General features: G+C 72.2%; 15 protein-coding genes. 13 read left to right on the top strand and 2 right to left on the bottom strand.

Annotation, left to right across the window (positions count from 1 at the left end; all coding sequences use genetic code 11):
* Positions 1–40 precede the first annotated feature (40 nt).
* The 12 genes from ELQ39_RS13210 to ELQ39_RS13160 all read left to right on the top strand — a co-directional run bounded on the left by ELQ39_RS13210 (position 41) and on the right by ELQ39_RS13160 (position 12,338).
* Positions 41–727 carry a UbiX family flavin prenyltransferase gene (locus ELQ39_RS13210; protein ID WP_079031501.1) on the top strand — a complete coding sequence of 229 codons (687 nt, stop codon included), beginning with the start codon at positions 41–43 and terminating at the stop codon, positions 725–727.
* Positions 728–827: 100 nt separating this feature from the next.
* Positions 828–1,286, top strand: coding sequence for an Lrp/AsnC family transcriptional regulator (locus ELQ39_RS13205; protein ID WP_019526505.1), 459 nt, complete (start codon positions 828–830; stop codon positions 1,284–1,286).
* 49 nt (positions 1,287–1,335) lie between these two features.
* Positions 1,336–2,499: an aminofutalosine synthase MqnE gene (gene mqnE, locus ELQ39_RS13200; protein WP_006133217.1), complete on the top strand. Its 1,164-nt coding sequence runs from the start codon at positions 1,336–1,338 to the stop codon at positions 2,497–2,499.
* Between the two features lie 352 nt (positions 2,500–2,851).
* Positions 2,852–3,493, top strand: a complete 642-nt coding sequence (locus tag ELQ39_RS13195; RefSeq protein ID WP_242591991.1) for a UdgX family uracil-DNA binding protein — start codon at positions 2,852–2,854, stop codon at positions 3,491–3,493.
* A gap of 16 nt (positions 3,494–3,509) precedes the next feature.
* Positions 3,510–4,034 carry a GNAT family N-acetyltransferase gene (locus ELQ39_RS13190; protein WP_242591990.1) on the top strand — a complete coding sequence of 175 codons (525 nt, stop codon included), beginning with the start codon at positions 3,510–3,512 and terminating at the stop codon, positions 4,032–4,034.
* A 118-nt stretch (positions 4,035–4,152) separates the two neighbouring features.
* Entirely contained in the window at positions 4,153–4,470 is a 318-nt protein-coding gene (locus ELQ39_RS13185) for a DUF4229 domain-containing protein (protein ID WP_242595603.1), read from the top strand.
* 150 nt (positions 4,471–4,620) lie between these two features.
* Positions 4,621–4,722 carry a putative leader peptide gene (locus ELQ39_RS32550; RefSeq protein ID WP_331462560.1) on the top strand — a complete coding sequence of 34 codons (102 nt, stop codon included), beginning with the start codon at positions 4,621–4,623 and terminating at the stop codon, positions 4,720–4,722.
* A 58-nt stretch (positions 4,723–4,780) separates the two neighbouring features.
* Complete coding sequence (locus ELQ39_RS13180) at positions 4,781–6,100, top strand: cation:dicarboxylate symporter family transporter (RefSeq protein WP_190005251.1); 1,320 nt, start codon at positions 4,781–4,783, stop codon at positions 6,098–6,100.
* A gap of 198 nt (positions 6,101–6,298) precedes the next feature.
* Positions 6,299–8,428, top strand: a complete 2,130-nt coding sequence (locus ELQ39_RS13175; protein ID WP_337663006.1) for a LamG domain-containing protein — start codon at positions 6,299–6,301, stop codon at positions 8,426–8,428.
* Between the two features lie 165 nt (positions 8,429–8,593).
* The gene (locus ELQ39_RS13170) at positions 8,594–10,294 is read left to right on the top strand and encodes an SPFH domain-containing protein (RefSeq protein WP_242591989.1); all 1,701 of its coding nucleotides are present in this window, start codon (positions 8,594–8,596) and stop codon (positions 10,292–10,294) included.
* On the top strand, positions 10,291–11,616 hold the full coding sequence (locus ELQ39_RS13165) for an SPFH domain-containing protein (RefSeq protein ID WP_242591988.1): 1,326 nt from the start codon (positions 10,291–10,293) through the stop codon (positions 11,614–11,616). The genes ELQ39_RS13170 and ELQ39_RS13165 overlap by 4 nt, the downstream gene beginning before the upstream one ends.
* A gap of 23 nt (positions 11,617–11,639) precedes the next feature.
* On the top strand, positions 11,640–12,338 hold the full coding sequence (locus ELQ39_RS13160; protein WP_190005248.1) for a TetR family transcriptional regulator: 699 nt from the start codon (positions 11,640–11,642) through the stop codon (positions 12,336–12,338).
* On the opposite strand, the gene ELQ39_RS13155 is transcribed toward ELQ39_RS13160, so the two are convergent.
* On the bottom strand, positions 12,308–13,165 hold the full coding sequence (locus tag ELQ39_RS13155; protein WP_242591987.1) for a MaoC family dehydratase: 858 nt from the start codon (positions 13,163–13,165) through the stop codon (positions 12,308–12,310). The genes ELQ39_RS13160 and ELQ39_RS13155 overlap by 31 nt on opposite strands.
* Position 13,166: 1 nt before the next feature.
* Entirely contained in the window at positions 13,167–14,474 is a 1,308-nt protein-coding gene (locus tag ELQ39_RS13150) for a 3-oxoacyl-ACP reductase (RefSeq protein ID WP_242591986.1), read from the bottom strand.
* A 100-nt stretch (positions 14,475–14,574) separates the two neighbouring features.
* On the opposite strand from ELQ39_RS13150, the gene ELQ39_RS13145 reads away from it, so the two are divergent.
* A complete protein-coding gene (locus ELQ39_RS13145; RefSeq protein WP_225643258.1) occupies positions 14,575–15,861 on the top strand; it encodes an acetyl-CoA C-acetyltransferase in 1,287 nt (428 codons plus the stop codon).
* Positions 15,862–15,874: the final 13 nt, after the last annotated feature.

The following is a 15,874-nucleotide window of genomic DNA, read 5'->3' as shown; positions in this document are numbered from 1 at the left end:
GCCCGGTTCCCGTCCTGCGACTTTGGATAGGCTCGGTCCCGTGAACCCAGCCAAGCCAGGAGAGACGCGGCGATCGCCTTGGATCGTAGGGGTCTCGGGCGCCTCCGGCACCCCCTACGCCGCGGCCGTGCTGCGCGCGCTGCTCGCGGCGGGGGAGAGCGTGGACCTCGTCGTCAGCCGGGCCTCCCGGCTCACCCTGCTGGACGAGACCAAGATCGCCTTCCGGGACGCCCATTGGCGCGACGACCTGCGGGAATGGCTGTCCCGGGGGGCGGACGGCAAGCCGGACACCTTCTCCGTGGACCTCGACGGCGTGCGGTACTGGGCCGCCGGCGACCTCGCGGCCGGACCGTCCTCGGGGTCGTACCCGAGCAAGGGCATGCTGATCGTGCCCGCCTCCACGGCGAGCGTCGCCGGGGTGGCGCTCGGGCTGTCCAAGGACCTGCTGCAGCGGGCGGCGAGCGTCACCCTCAAGGAGGGCCGCCCGCTGGTCGTGGCCGTACGGGAGACCCCGCTGAACGGCCAGACCCTGCGGCATCTGGTGACGCTGGACGACGCGGGCGCCACCGTACTGCCCGCCTCACCGGCCTTCTACGCGGGCGCGACGCACATCCAGGACCTGGTGGACTTCGTCGCGGGACGCGTACTCGACGCGGCGGGCGTCCCCCACACCCTGTACCGCCGCTGGGAGGGCGAACTCGGCGGAGGATCCCGCGCGGACGACTGACCCATCCGCCCCGCGGCCCGGCGCCCCGCCGGACGGGGGCGCACCTCACGGCACCACCTCTCGGAAACTTCGTACCTCTTCAGTGGAAGGCATCGATTCGATGGACGCGGTGGACAGGCAGCTCATCCAGGCCCTGCGGGAGAACGGCCGGGCCTCCTACGCGGAGCTGGGGCGCCTCGTCGGTCTGTCGGGACCCAGCGTCACCGACCGCATCAACCGGCTGGAGGCGGCCGGCGTCATCACCGGCTACCGCGCCACGGTGGACGCCCCCTCGCTCGGCCTCGGCGTCACCGCCCTCATCGGCATCTCCCTCTCCGACGCAGCCGACCACGAGGACGTGGCGCAGCGCCTGAAGGACCTTCAGGAGATCGAGGACTGCTGGTTCATCGCCGGCGACGACTCGTTCATGCTCAAGGTGCGCGCCACGGACGTGGACGGCCTGGAGCGGATCATCCGCCGGCTGTCCGGCACCAAGGGCGTCTCCCGCACCCGCACCACGATCGTGCTCTCCACCAAGTGGGAGAACCGCGTCGGTGAGCTGCCCGAAGAGGTCGGCTGACCGGGGCGTACGGTGGGACGGGTCTGTCTTCTGGGAAAGAGGTAACGGCATGGACGTCGGACTCAAGCGCGAGCTGGAGGAGAAGGTCCGCTCCGGTGAGCGGCTGACCCGCGAGGACGGCATCGCGCTCTACGAGTCGGACGACCTGGCGTGGCTGGGCGGCCTCGCCCACGAGGTGCGCACCCGGCTCAACGGTGACGTCGTGCACTTCAACGTCAACCGCCACCTCAACATGACCAACGTGTGCACCGCGTCGTGCGCGTACTGCTCCTTCCAGCGCAAGCCGGGGGAGAAGGACGCGTACACGATGCGCATCGAGGAGGCGGTGAAGCTCGCCGAGGAGATGCGCTCGGAGAACCTCACCGAGCTGCACATCGTCAACGGCCTGCACCCGAACCTGCCGTGGCGCTACTACCCGCGGTCGCTGCGCGAGCTGAAGGCGGCCCTGCCGGAGGTGTCGCTGAAGGCGTTCACCGCCACGGAGATCCACCACTTCGAGACGATCTCCGGGCTCAGCGCGAGCGAGATCCTCGACGAACTCATCGACGCGGGTCTTGAGTCGCTCACCGGCGGCGGCGCCGAGATCTTCGACTGGGAGGTCCGGCAGCACATCGTGGACCACCGCACCCACTGGGAGGACTGGTCGCGGATCCACCGCCTGGCGCACGAGAAGGGCCTCAAGACGCCCTGCACGATGCTCTACGGCCACATCGAGGAGCCGCGCCACCGCGTCGACCACGTCCTGCGTCTGCGCGAGCTGCAGGACGAGACCGGCGGCTTCCAGGTCTTCATCCCGCTGCGGTACCAGCACGACTTCGTCGACATGAAGGACGGCAAGGTCCGCAACCGGCTGCAGGCGCGGACGCAGATGGCGACGGGGGCGGAGGCGCTGAAGACGTTCGCGGTGTCGCGGCTGCTGTTCGACAACGTGCCGCACGTCAAGGTGTTCTGGGTGATGCACGGCGTGCAGACGGCGCAGCTGGCGCTGCAGCACGGGGCGGACGACATGGACGGGTCGGTCGTCGAGTACAAGATCACGCACGACGCGGACAACTTCGGCACGCCGAACAAGCTGACGCGGGAGGATCTGCTGGATCTGATCCGCGACGCGGGGTTCCGGCCGGTGGAGCGGAATACGCGGTACGAGATCATCCGCGAGTACGAGGGGCCGGATCCGGCGCGCCGGGAGTCGCCCCAGCCGATGAGGGTCTGACTCCGCCGGGGGCTTCCGACGATCGTCGCCGTCCGCGGCGGGGCGGGTGGCTGGGCGCGCAGTTCCCCGCGCCCCTGAGGGGTGCGGATTCCTTGTCGTCCGCGGGACGGTGGGTGGCTGATCGCGCAGTTCCCCGCGCCCCTTCGGGGGTGCGGCTCGGGACCGTCCTGCGGCGGGGTGGGGGCTTGGCGCGCGGTTCCCCGCGCCCCTGAGGGTGCTGCGGTGACCGCGCCCCGAAGGGGCGCGGGGGACTGCGCGAGCAGCCCACGACGACCCGCACACGATTCCCAGGGGCGCGGGGAACTGCGCGAGTGGCTCGGTACCGGCTCGTGCCGGCGGGTACCCGTCCCCCATGCCCCCCGAGGACGCCTACACCGCAACCCCCTTCCTCCCCTCCTCCCGCCGCAGCCTCCCCGCCCTCAGGAAGGCCGCCGCAGCCTGCCGAGGCTGCCCCCTCCACCACGCGGCCACGCAGACGGTCTTCGGCGCCGGCAAGGCAACCGCCCGCATCATGCTCGTCGGCGAGCAGCCCGGCGACCAGGAGGACCGCAAGGGCACCCCCTTCGTCGGCCCCGCAGGCGCCCTCCTCGACCGCGCCCTCGCCGACGCCGGCATCGACCCCGCCGAGGCGTACCTCACCAACGCCGTGAAGCACTTCAAGTTCACGCAGTCCGAGCCCGGCAAGCGCCGTATCCACAAGGCGCCCACGCTCCGCGAGATGACCGCCTGCGCCCCCTGGCTCGCCGCGGAGCTGGCAGCCGTGAAACCCGAGCTGCTCGTCGTCCTCGGCGCGACCGCCGGAAAGGCCCTGCTCGGCAGCTCCTTCCGCGTCACGCGGGTGCGCGGCACGCTCCTGGAGGAGGAGATCCACGGCCGCCCGCAGCGCCTGGTCCCGACCGTGCACCCCTCCGCCGTCCTCCGCTCCGACGACCGCGACGCCGCGTACCAAGGGCTGGTCTCCGACCTGAAAGTAGCTGCGCGAGCCCTGGGGTAATGGTTAGCATCCCAGCATGCCCCTTACCTTCACCGCCGACCCCGCCGTCACCCCCGCCCTCCGGGACGGCATCCTCACCGTCTGGACCGACGTCACCAACGCCGGCGGAGCCGTCGGCTTCGTCGCGCCCGTGACGCCGGAGGACATCCGCCCCGCCCTGCTGCGGCAGATGACGGACATGGCGGAGGGCCGGTCCCGTCTGGTCGTGGGGCACGACGAGGAGGGCCGCGTCGCCGCCACCGCGTTCCTGACGCGGAACACCCACCCCCTGATGACCCACTGGATCTGGCTCTACACGGTGATGGTCCACCCCCGCCACCAGGGCAAGGGCTACGGACGCGACCTGCTCGCCGAGGCCGGGCGGGCGGCCCGCGCGATGGACGGCGTGGAGGCCATCCGCCTCGGCTGCCGCGGCGGTCTCGGCCTGGAGCGCTTCTACGCCTCCTGCGGCTACAAGGAGGTCGGCCGGGTCCCGGACGCGATCCGCGTGGCGCCCGGCGACGACCGCGACGACGTGATCATGCTGCTCACCCTCACGTGAGCCCCGTACGGCCCCGACAGCCCCGTACCCCGTTGAATGATCGCCCGCCGCTCGTGCTTCACTGGACGTCGTCCCCCAAGGGGATGTTTCTGACCGTACGCACGGAAGAGTGGATGAGATGCTCCGCTACACGCTGATGCGCCTCGGGATCTTCGCGGGCTGCCTCGTTGTCGTCTGGGCCCTCGTCTACTCCGGTCTCGCGCCGCGCGGTCTCGGCGACTCCAACGGCCTGTGGATCGTGCTGCTCGCGCTGCTGATCTCCGCGCCGATCAGCTTCGTCGTGCTGCGCAACGAACGCGACCGGGCCTCCGAGCGCATCGTGCGCCGGGTCGAGCGCGCCAAGGCCAACCTCGAGGCCAACCGCTCCCAGGAGGACGAGGCCGACGACACCGCCCGCGCGCAGGGCCAGGTCTCGGGTCGGGCGCAGACCTCGTAACATCCGCCACACCCGCGCACCGCACGTCGGCGCCCCGGCTCCCCTCACCAGGGGAGACCGGGGCGCTTTGCGTTCTATGAGTGTGTTTGCCGTCACACCTTCCAAAGCAAGACTTTGAGGTTCTCAAAGTTCAGGTGTTACGGTCGTCGGGTGAAGTCAGCAGCCGTGTTCCCCACGCCCCGGAGTGTTCCGCTCGTGGCGCGCCTGCACGTGGATCTCTGCCGGGTCACCGCCGCGAACTGTCAGCCCTGACACCGCGCCCCACCCGAGCCTTCCCGTCACATCCCTCACGCGTCCCCCTCACCGGAGCATGTCCGTGTCCTCGAACACGCAGTTGAAGCGGTCTGTCCGCGTGCCCTTCTGGGCCCAGATACTCATCGGCCTCGCCCTCGGCGTCCTGCTCGGCTGGATCGCCCGCAGCCAGGACCTGTCCTGGCTGGTCACCACCTTGGAGAAGGTCGGCGGCACCTTCGTCGGCCTGCTGAAACTGGCCGTCGCCCCGCTGGTCTTCTTCGCGATCCTCGTGTCCATCACCAACCTCAGGAAGGTCAACAACGCGGCCCGGCTGGCCTCGCGGACGCTCCTGTGGTTCATGGTCACCTCGCTGATCGCGGTGGCGATCGGTCTGGCGATCGGCCTGCTCACCAACCCCGGCGCGGGCACCGGCCTCGACCCGGCCGACGGCAGCCTGCCGGAGAAGACCGGCTCCTGGATCGACTTCCTCACCGGCATCGTGCCGACCGACGTGATCACGCCGTTCACCGAGCTGAACGTGCTGCAGATCGTCTTCATGGCCGCTGTCGCCGGCATCGCCGCCCTCCAGCTCGGCGAGCGGGCCCAGCCGATCCTCACCCTCAGCGAGTCCGTCCTGGAGCTGCTGCAGAAGGCCCTGTGGTGGGTCATCCGCCTGGCCCCGCTCGGCACCGTCGGTCTCATCGGCAACGCCATCGCCACCTACGGCTGGAACCTGATCGGCAAGTACGCCACGTTCACCGCCGACATCTACGTCGGCTGCCTGATCGTCCTCTTCGGCGTCTACCCGGCGCTGCTCGCGACGGTCGCCAAGGTCGGCCCCGTGCAGTTCTTCAAGGGCGCCTGGCCCGCGATCCAGCTGGCCTTCGTCTCCCGCTCCTCCGTCGGGACCATGCCGCTGACCCAGAAGGTCACCGAGCGTCTGGGCGTGCCCAAGGAGTACGCGAGCTTCGCCGTGCCGTTCGGCGCGACCACGAAGATGGACGGCTGCGCCGCGATCTACCCGGCCATCGCCGCGATCTTCGTCGCGCAGATCTTCGACGTCCCGCTGGGCGTCGGCGACTACCTGCTGATCGCGTTCGTCTCGGTGGTGGGCTCCGCCGCCACGGCCGGCCTCACCGGCGCCACGGTCATGCTGACACTCACCCTCTCCACCCTCGGCCTGCCGATGGAGGGCGTGGGCCTGCTCCTGGCCATCGACCCGATCCTGGACATGATCCGCACGGCTACGAACGTCGCGGGCCAGGCCCTGGTCCCGGTCGTGGTCTCCGCCCGCGAGGGCCTGCTCGACCGCGACAAGTACAACGCGGTCCACGCCTCCCCGGTCGACGAGACCCCCGAGCCGCAGGACACCCACCCGGTCCCCGCGGCGGCCTGACCGGCCGATGTCGCAGAGCGTCCCCAGCCCGTCCGCGGGCCTGGGGGCGCTCTTCGTCGTCCATGGCTCCGTGAAGCCCGCCGACCGGCCTCCCGGAAACATGATCGCCGATGTCGCAGGCCACTGTTAGCCTCCTGCCGCCCGGCCGTCCGGTGATCGGGCATTCCAGGGGAGGGGCTTTCGTTCATGTCAGGAAGAGTGCGCAAGAGACGTGCGCTGCTGGGCAGTTGCCTCGCGGCGCTGGTGGCGGGGGCGGTGATGCCGTCCGGCGCGTACGCTGCGGAGCAGCCGAATCTGCCGCCTGCCGTACAGGACTTGCAGGCCCAGCCCGGGGGCTGCGCGTCCGGTAATGAGCCGGAGTACGTCCGTAGTTTTCCGGTGCTCAAGGCCCGGCTGACCGATCCGGTGGAGGACGACCGCATCGGGTATCCGGAGCAGCTCACCGCCGAGTTCGAGGTCTGGTGGTCCGACCCGGACGGCACCGAACAGCGCCGCTCCTGGACCACCTGGCCGACCTATGTGGATCGCGTCCACTCCATCCCCCTGCCTTCCGACATCCCATCGGACACGGTGATCTCTTGGCACGTTCGGGCCAATGACGGAGTGGCGTACTCGCCCTGGAGCTCGGAAGCGCCGGGTGCCGCCTGCCGGTTCGTCTACGACGGCGAGATCCCGGCCGCTCCTGTCGTGAGCTCACCGGAGTATCCGGCGGAGACGTACTGGGCCGGCGGCGTCGGCATCTACGGCAGCTTCACCATGGACTCCCCCTCGGCGGACGTCGTCGAGTACCGGTACACCTTCCTCGGCGGCCCGAGCGGCACCGTGCGCCCCGCCGAGACGGGCGGCCCCGCGACCATCCGCTACGCCCCGCTGAGCAGGGGCCCGAAAATCCTCAGCGTCCAGGCGCTGGACCGCGCCGGCCGGATGAGCATGCCCACCGAGTACACCTTCCACCCGAATGCGGCGAGTGCCCCCGTCTCCCGCTGGAAGCTCGACGACGAGGCCGGCTCGGCCACCGCGGCGGCCGAGGCGGGAGAGGCGGCCCGGGCGGGACGCGGGGTGACCTTCGGTGGCCCGGCTCCCTCGGGCACCCCGCTCACGTCCACCGTCACCCTCGACGGCGGCCGTCACGGCTTCCTGACCGCCGACAGCCCGGCGGTCGACAGCGGCGGAACCTTCGCCGTCGGCGCCTGGGTGCGCCCGGCGCGGGACGACCGTTCCATGACCGTGCTGAGCCAGGACACGGCATCCGGCGCCGCCTACGCGCTGGCGCTCGAGGCCCCGCGGAATGCGAGCGCCTCCTATTCCTTCACCCTCGGCGACAAGAAGATCACCGGCGGAACCCCCGAGGCCGGCGAATGGGCTTACCTCCTGGGGCTCTACGACACAGAGACCGGGTACGCCCAGCTCTTCGTCAACGGCCACGAGGTCGGCACCAAGGCCGAGGCCGCCCCGGTCAGGCCGGACGGCGCCTTCCAGATCGGCCGGATCCTGGGCCCGAACGGCTACCGGCAGCGCTGGCACGGGGACATCGGCGATGTCCGGGCGTACGACCGTCTCGTCGTCCCCAGCGAGGTGACCGATCTGGCCCATCGCAAGCCGAAGTTGCTGGGCCACTGGTCGTTCAGCACGGTCGACGACGGCACCACGCCCGAGAACGCGGGCGGAGCGCCCCTGAGGCTCGGACCGGGCGCGTCGGTCCACCGCATGTCGGACATGTGTATCCCCGACGTCGACCCCGACTGCACGACGTGGCCACAGTACCCACTGGTCGGTGACGGGCATCTGGAGCTGGACGGTGGGAGTGGTCACGCGTCCCTCGACACGCCCCTCGTCGACACCGGTGACAGTTTCACCGTCGGCATCGTCGTGCGGATCGCGCAGGAGGACGCCACCCGGCCGATGACGGTGCTGTCCCAGGCCGGCGAGCACACCGACGCCTTCAAGCTGCGCTACGACCCGGCGCGGTACGCCTGGGAACTGATCATGCCGGAGCGGGACGAGGCCGGTGCACCGGAGACGGTCGTCACACAGCTCACGATGCCGGACGGCGCCAGCGGCCAAGGCACGCGGCTGGCCGTCGTCTACGACGACGCGGCGGACACGGTCACGCTGTATGCCGACGGCTACACCGAGGCGGGCGCCTCCGCCCACGTCCGGGACGGCTGGACGAGCGACGGTCCGCTCCAGGTGGGCCGTGCCCGCACGGCCGACGGCTGGGACGAACACCTGAAGGGACAGGTGGACGAACTCCAGGCGTACGCGGGCGCCTTCGAGAAGGACGACGTGATCGGCCTGGGCTGGGAAAGCGAGCCCTGCCTCTGCTGACGCCTTCGCAACCGCGCCGAGGGGCGCATTCCGGCAACGAGACACGGGTGACCGTTGCTGGGGTGCGCCCCTTACGTGTGTGCGCCTTCGTGGTGTGTGATCACCGGACCACACGCTTCCCCGCGGCCAAGTGCGGGGAGGGCACCACAGGCGAAGGGGGACCCCGTGGCACGTACGCGGGCGCAGAGCCTACGCGACGTCGCGCAGTCGGTCGCCGGGGGCGCGGATCCGCGCGCCGCGGCCCGGGACGAGCTGCTCCGGCGCACCGGAGGCGGCGGGCAGCCGTCGGGCGGCGAGGACGAGCGGTTCGAGACGGGCGAGGGCATGGATCCGGCCGACTTCCCGGCCGCCCGGGAGCAGGACGGCAGCTCCGTCGACACCGTGATGCGGCAGAAGACCGTGTCGCTGGACGAGGCCGGCGAGGCGTTGAGCCGCAGCGAGCAGCTGCGGGAGGGCGGCGAGACCGTGCACGCCATCTACCCGATGGTGATGCCCAGGGGCCGTTCCCTGCTGTCCATGCTGCCGGTGCTGTCACTGCTGGTGATCGGGCTGATCGGCACGTCGATCACGTCCGCGGCCGGCGGCTGGGGCGTGACCTCGCCGCTGTTCGGGCTGCACTACTGGCTGATCGCGGTGGCCGCGGTCGCGTTCGTGTGGTGGCGGCAGGGCCTGGTCATGGTGCCGGACGGCTGCCAGGCGATGATCACCCGCTTCGGCAAGCTGGAGAAGGTCGTCGGACCCGGCCGGGTCACCCTGCTCAGCCCGTGGAAGCGGGTGTCGTACATCGTCAACACCACCCGTGAGTACCCGTTCAACGCGCCGGTGCGGGAGGCCCCCACCAAGGGCGGCGTGAAGGCGTCCATCGACCTGTTCATCCAGTTCCGGATCAGTGACCCGGTGGAGTTCGTCTACACCCTCGGGGCGGTGCGCGGCTTCGAGGAGAAGCTCGGCAACGCGGTCAGCGAGACCATCCGCAGCCTGATCTACGAGCAGGAGGCGGCCGGCATCTACGACATGGTCGGCGAGGACAGCGGCCGGCTGCTTGAGCAGCTGAACCAGCAGTTCCGCCCCGCCGTGGAGCTGACCAACGCCAACATCACGCACGCCGAGCCCTCGGACCGCCGCTACCGGATGGACCTGGCCGCGCCCGAGATGGTCCGCATGGCCAAGGAGGCGTACACCCACGAGTACGCGCTCCAGCTGCGCAAGGAGCAGGACGAGGGCGACCTCAACCGCGAGCTCGCCTCCAGCCAGGAGACGCTGTCGGCGATCCAGGCGGACATCGCCCAGTACCAGGCGCAGATGGACACCGCCGTGGAGCGCGAGACGAACCGCGCCGAGGCGCTGGCCCGCCAGCGGTACGTGCAGGCCGAGTCGGAGGCCAAGGCCAACGCGGCGCTGCTGGAGGCGCAGGCCCTGGACATCCGCGCGGTGACCGCCGCGGAGGCCCCGGAGATCCTGGAGTACCGCTACCAGCAGCAGGTGCTCGACACCCTGGAGCAGGTCGCCGACCATCTGCCGCGCCTGGTGCGCATCGGCGGCGACGGCGACGGGGCCGCCGGGATCGACTTCCTGGAACTGGCCCGCGAGCTGGTCGGCGAGCGCGGCGCCGAGCTGTTCGACGATGCCGAGACGGCCGCCGTACGGGAGCGGCTGGCGGAGGTGTCCGCGCGGATCGCCGGCCGCCAGCAGGAGATCACCGCGCTGCTGGAGGCCGAGCGGCCGACCGTCGTGCCGCAGATGCCCGACGAGCCCGCCGAGGGCGTCACGAACGAGGCGCCCGACGGCGCCGCAGCGAGCGACGAGTCCGGGCCCGCCGGGTCCCGGCCCACCGGGTCCGCGTCCGCCGAGGAGGTCCAGCAGTGAGTTCCGTCCGCAGTCACCGTCGTTCGGTCATCTCCGAGGCCGTCGCGCCCTGGAGCGACATCGCCCGCCTGCTGCGCGGCGGCGAAGCCGGCACCCTGCTGCCGGTCATCATCCCCAAGCACCGCCGCCGCCTGTGGTGGATGCTCCCCCTCTGGGCCGGCGGGTACGCCCTGCTCTCGGGCGTGATGCTCACCCTGAAGGAGTCGGGGTCCGAAGGGCTCGGCGGCATGGCCGCCGGCGCCCTGGCCACCCTCTCCTACACCGTCGGCGTGCTGCTGCTGGTGATCGGCGGGCTGTGGTGGTGGCGCTCCTCGATCGTCGAGATCGAGCAGGGCACCCACGGTGTGCTCACCCGGTACGGCGCCGTGGTGCGCACCCTGGACGCGGGCCGGCACTACCTGTGGCACCCCTGGTCGCGGGTCGACTTCGTCGTCGACACGGCCACCGAGATCCCGTACTCGGCACCCGTCATGGCCTGCCCCACGCAGGAGAACGTGCCGCTGCGCTCCATCGAGTTCTTCCTGAAGTTCCGCATCACCGACGCGGTGCTCTTCGTCCGCACCATCGGCGCCGGCAACTTCGACCTGGTGCTGTCCAGCGCCGTGCAGGACGCGATCCGGCAGCGGGCCCGTAAGGTGCGCACCGAGCGCGCCTACGACCTGCGCGGCTCGGACGTCGCCGACATGCAGGACCTGCTCAACCGTCAGCTGGACCGCTACGGCGTGCGCATCACCGGCTGCAACATCCCCGACGTGCAGCTCCCGGCGCAGTACCAGCAGCACCTGGCCACCCGTGAGCAGGTCGCCAAGGAACGCACCGCCTACGAGCAGGAGTGGGGCCTGATCCGCAAGCGGCGCATCGACAGCCTGGGCATGGACATCGAGCGGGCGAAGAAGATCCGCGACGCCCGGATCGTCGAGGTGCGGGCCGCTCTGAACCGGGCCCGCGAGGAGGTCGCCCAGCTGCTGGAGCGGCAGGAGACCGAGGCCCAGCGGGTGCGGTTCGAGATCGAGACGCGCGGCCGCAGCGGTCTGATCGCCGCCGAGAACGAGGCCCGCGCCCAGCAGGCACTCGCCAAGGCGTACCGGGACAACCGGGCGGTGCTCCGGTACGAGCTGGCCCGCAGGCGGCTCGAGGTCGGCTCGCGGCTGGCCGGGAAGGCGCCGCGTCCGGTGGTGGTGCGCACCGACGGCGGAACGGACACCTCGGCGCTGTCCACGCTGTTCACCGCGCAGCTGCTGCCCCGGCTCACGTCGGGCGACCGGGTGCCGAACGCCGGCGCGCTCCTGTCGGCCGGGGACGACGGCCACGACCAGCGGTAGCGGCGGACCGTACGCTGTGTCCCATGGGTGCCGTGAAGACGAAGCGGATGCCGCGTGCGGTCCGTGAACAGCAGATGCTGGACGCAGCCGTACGGACCTTCGGGAACCGGGGGTACATGGCCGCGTCGATGGACGAGATCGCCGAACTGGCGGGCGTGTCCAAGCCGTTGGTGTATCTGTACCTCAACTCCAAGGAGGACCTGTTCACCGCGTGCATCCGCCGTGAGGCAAGGGCGCTCACCGAGGCGGTGCGCGCGGGGGCCCGGCCCGAGCTGCCGGCGGACCGGCAGCTCTGGTCGGGCCTGACCGCGTTCTTCACGCACACCGCCCGGCACCCCGACGGCTGGGCGGTACTGCACCTCCAGGCGCGCACCCACGGCGAGGTGTTCGCCGCCGAGGTGGCCGCGATGCGCGCGGAGATCGTCGCCTTCGTCACGCAGCTCATCCTGGCCGCCGCGCGGGAGGCCCACCGCGACCCCGACCTGCGGGAGGCGGAGGTCTCCGGGCTGGCGGAGGCGCTGGTAGGGGCCGCCGAGTCGCTCGCCGACTGGGCCAACGCCACCCCCGGCGTCACCGCACGCCAGGCGGCGACCACGCTGATGAACTTCGCGTGGGCGGGTCTCGGCGACCTGATGGCCGGGCGGCACTGGACACCGCCCGGCGACAGCGGGGACGCGCGCGCCCCGGAAACTCAGAGGGAGGTCACCTCGCCGGTGAGGTGAATACGGCCGCGGCCGCCGCGCAGGGCGAACCGCCCGCCGTCCGCCGCGTACGTCACCGTGCCGGGCAGCAGCACCGGCGCCCGGAACTCCGCCCGGACCCCGGCCGCGTCCGGGACGCCGTGGGCGGCGAGGCAGCGGGCGACGGTCCACATGCCGTGCGCGATGGCGCGCGGGAAGCCGAAGAGGCGCGCGGTGAGCGGGTGCAGATGGATCGGGTTGCGGTCGCCGGACGCGGCGCCGTAGCGGCGGCCGAGGTCACCGGGGAGCCGCCACTCCTCGACGGCGGGCAGTCCGGGGTCCCCGGTCCGCTCCGGGCCTTCGGAGTACGTGGTGCTGTGCCGGGCCAGGTACGTGCTGCGCGACTCCCACACCAGCTCGTCGCCCGAGCGCAGTTCCGTGACCACGGCCGCCTCGGTGCCGCGCCGGTGCGGTGCCAGCCCGTCGACGTACACGGTGAGGTCGTAGAAGGCGGCGGACGGGGTGGCGCGGTGCCGGGTGACGGAGACCGACGTGTGCACGAGCCCGAGCAGCGGCAGCGGGAAGTCCCGGGCGCTCATCAGCCGCATCGCCAGCGGGAAGCCCAGCACGTGCGGATAGGTCACCGGCAGTGTGTCCGCGGCGGCGGGGAAGCCGCACACCTTCGCGTACGCGGCCAGCTCGGCCGGGTCGGGGCGCAGGCCGGGCAGCACCAGCCGGGTGCGGGGGTGCGCGGCGGACGGGTCCGGGCGGCGGAAGGGCGACAGGAGCGCGCCGCGGGCGAGCAGCGGGGCGAGGGACGGGGAGCGGGTGAGGACGGCCTCGGTCCGCTCCGGCGGGGTCGGCGCCATGTCACGCCCCCAGCAGGCTCTGGCCGCAGACGCGCACGACCTGGCCGTTGACCGCGCCCGAGCCGGGGTGGGCGAACCAGGCGGTGGTCTCGGCGACGTCGACGGGCAGACCGCCCTGGGCGAGGGAGTTCATCCGGCGTCCGGCCTCCCGGATGAACAGGGGGACGGCGGCCGTCATCTGCGTCTCGATGAAGCCGGGCGCGACCGCGTTCACCGTCACCCCGTGCTCGGCGAGCGCACGGGGGGCGAGGGCGCGGACGAAGCCGGCGACGCCGGCCTTGCTCGCGCCGTAGTTGGTCTGGCCGGCGTTCCCGGCGATGCCCGCGATGGAGGCGGTGGCGACGATCCGGCCGTCGCGGCGCAGCGCCCCGGCCTCCAGGAGCGCGTCGGTGGTGCGCAGCACGCTGCCGAGATTCACGTCCAGCACCGAACTCCAGCGGTTCTTCTCCATGTTGACCAGGCGGCGGTCCCGGGTGATGCCCGCGTTGTGGACGAGCACGTCCAGCCCGCCGGGGAGCGCCTCGGCGATGCGGGCGCCCGCGTCGGCGGCGGTCATGTCGAGCAGCAGCACGCTGCCGCCGATCCGTTCGGCCACCCGGCGGGCGTCCTCCTCGGCCTGCGGCACGTCCAGGACCACCACCTCGGCGCCGTCCCGGGCCAGGGTCGCGGCGACGGCCTCGCCGATGCCCCGTGCGGCGCCGGTGACCAGGGCAGTGCGGCCGGTCAGGGGGCGGTCGGCGTCCTCGGGGGCGGGGCTGTCCCGGTCGCCGACGGCGATGACCTGGCCGCTGACGTAGGCCGACTTGGGGGAGAGGAGGAAGCGCAGGGTGGACTCGGCGGCGGAGGCGTCGGTGAGGCGGACCAGGTTGACGGTCCTGCCGCCGCCGGTCTCCTTGCCGAGGGAGCGGGTGAAGCCCTCCAGCGCCTGCTGGGCGGCGGCCTGGTGGTGGTCGTCGGCGTCGAGCGGGGCGCCGAGCACCACGATCCGGCCGCTCTCGGCGACGGACCGCACGACGGGGTGCAGGGCTGCGTGCACCTCGTCGAGGTCCTCGACGGTGCGCACCCCGGTGGCGTCCAGGACGACCGCGGCGGGCTTCCCGGCGGCCTCGTCGGTGGGAAGTCCGGTGCGGGCGAGGACGGGCGCGAGGTCGAGGCGGGAGGCGCCCGCGGTGCGGTGCAGCAGCCCGCCGTCGAGTGCCGGACGCTCCGCCGACCAGCGGCGCAGCGGGGCGGGCCGGGGCAGCCCCAGGCGGCGCGTGAGGAAGCGGCCCGGCGCGGTGCCGGTGAAGCTCAGATAGCGGTCGGCCATCGGGGACTCCCAGGGGTGCGTGCGAGGGGCTCACTCGGTGCTTACTCTGGAGTAAGGTTACCGGAGGTAAGCCTATGTCACGGTTGAGGAGCAGGTCGAGATGAGCACCCTGAAGCCGGCCACTGTGCGGCGCGTCGCGGTCATCGGCGGCAGCCGCGTCCCGTTCGCACGCTCCGACGGGCCCTACGCCACCGCCTCCAACCAGGAGATGCTCACCGCCGCCCTGGACGGCCTCGTCGGCCGCTACGGGCTCGAACAGCCGGGCGCGGTCGACGAGTTCGTGGCCGGCGCGGTCCTCAAGCACAGCCGCGACTTCAACCTCGCCCGCGAGACCGTCCTCGGCTCCCGCCTCGACGCCCGCACCCCCGCCTACGACATCCAGCAGGCCTGCGGCACCGGACTCCAGGCCGTGATCGCCGCCGCCAACAAGATCGCTCTCGGCCAGACCGAGGCCGCGGTCGCCGGCGGCTCCGACACCGCGAGCGACGCGCCCCTCGGCGTCAACGACGACCTGCGCAAGGTGCTGCTGGAGGCGCGCCGCGCCACGTCCCTCGGCGCCCGGCTCAAGGCGCTCGCCAAGGTGCGCCCGGGCCACCTCGTCCCCGACATCCCGCGCAACGCCGAGCCCCGCACCGGACTTTCCATGGGTGAGCACGCCGCCGTCACCGCCCGCGCCTGGGGCATCACCCGCGAGGCCCAGGACGAACTCGCCGCCACCAGCCACCAGCGGCTCGCCGCCGCCTACGAACGGGGTTTCTTCCAGGACCTGGTGGTGCCCTTCCGCGGCCTGGCCCGCGACCAGAACCTGCGCCCCGGCTCGACGGTGGAGAAACTCGCCGCGCTCAAGCCGGTGTTCGGCGTCGACGGGCCCGGACCCACCATGACGGCGGGCAACTCCACCCCCCTCACCGACGGCGCCGCCGTCGTCCTGCTGGCGAGCGAGCAGTGGGCCGAGGAGCGCGGCCTGGAACCGCTGGCGTACCTCACCGCGTACGAGACGGCCGCCGTCGACTTCGTGCACGGCGACGTCGCCGACGGCGAGGACGGCCTGCTGATGGCGCCCGCCCACGCCGTCCCGCGCATGCTGGAGCGGGCCGGTCTCGGCCTGGACGACTTCGACCTCCTCGAGGTGCACGAGGCGTTCGCCTCCCAGGTGCTCGCCACCCTGGCCGCCTGGGAGAAGCGCGGCCTGCCGCCCGTCGACCGGGCGCGGCTGAACGTGGCCGGGTCCTCGCTCGCCACCGGCCACCCCTTCGCCGCCACCGGCGCCCGCATCGTGGCGACCCTCGCCAAGCTGCTCGCCGAGCGGGACGCCCCCGGCCGCGGTCTGATCTCGATCTGCGCCGCCGGGGGACAGGGCGTCACGGCCGTCCTGGAGCGGCCCTGAGCAGCGCCGTCCC

It is taken from the genome of Streptomyces sp. GB4-14 (genome assembly GCF_022696125.1).
Taxonomy (GTDB): Bacteria; Actinomycetota; Actinomycetes; order Streptomycetales; family Streptomycetaceae; genus Streptomyces; species Streptomyces werraensis.
The sequence above is the reverse complement of the archived record's forward strand: the minus strand, read 5'-3'. Positions and strand labels throughout refer to the sequence as shown.

What these genes read in the sequence shown, in the direction of transcription:
- ELQ39_RS13155 (WP_242591987.1), bottom strand. Translation starts at nt 13,165, where the DNA reads ATGGCGCCGACCCCGCCGGAGCGGACCGAGGCCGTCCTCACCCGCTCC.
- ELQ39_RS13180 (WP_190005251.1), top strand. Translation starts at nt 4,781, where the DNA reads ATGTCCGTGTCCTCGAACACGCAGTTGAAGCGGTCTGTCCGCGTGCCC.
- ELQ39_RS13160 (WP_190005248.1), top strand. Translation starts at nt 11,640, where the DNA reads ATGGGTGCCGTGAAGACGAAGCGGATGCCGCGTGCGGTCCGTGAACAG.
- ELQ39_RS13205 (WP_019526505.1), top strand. Translation starts at nt 828, where the DNA reads ATGGACGCGGTGGACAGGCAGCTCATCCAGGCCCTGCGGGAGAACGGC.
- mqnE (WP_006133217.1), top strand. Translation starts at nt 1,336, where the DNA reads ATGGACGTCGGACTCAAGCGCGAGCTGGAGGAGAAGGTCCGCTCCGGT.
- ELQ39_RS13145 (WP_225643258.1), top strand. Translation starts at nt 14,575, where the DNA reads ATGAGCACCCTGAAGCCGGCCACTGTGCGGCGCGTCGCGGTCATCGGC.
- ELQ39_RS13195 (WP_242591991.1), top strand. Translation starts at nt 2,852, where the DNA reads ATGCCCCCCGAGGACGCCTACACCGCAACCCCCTTCCTCCCCTCCTCC.
- ELQ39_RS13185 (WP_242595603.1), top strand. Translation starts at nt 4,153, where the DNA reads ATGCTCCGCTACACGCTGATGCGCCTCGGGATCTTCGCGGGCTGCCTC.
- ELQ39_RS13150 (WP_242591986.1), bottom strand. Translation starts at nt 14,474, where the DNA reads ATGGCCGACCGCTATCTGAGCTTCACCGGCACCGCGCCGGGCCGCTTC.
- ELQ39_RS13190 (WP_242591990.1), top strand. Translation starts at nt 3,510, where the DNA reads ATGCCCCTTACCTTCACCGCCGACCCCGCCGTCACCCCCGCCCTCCGG.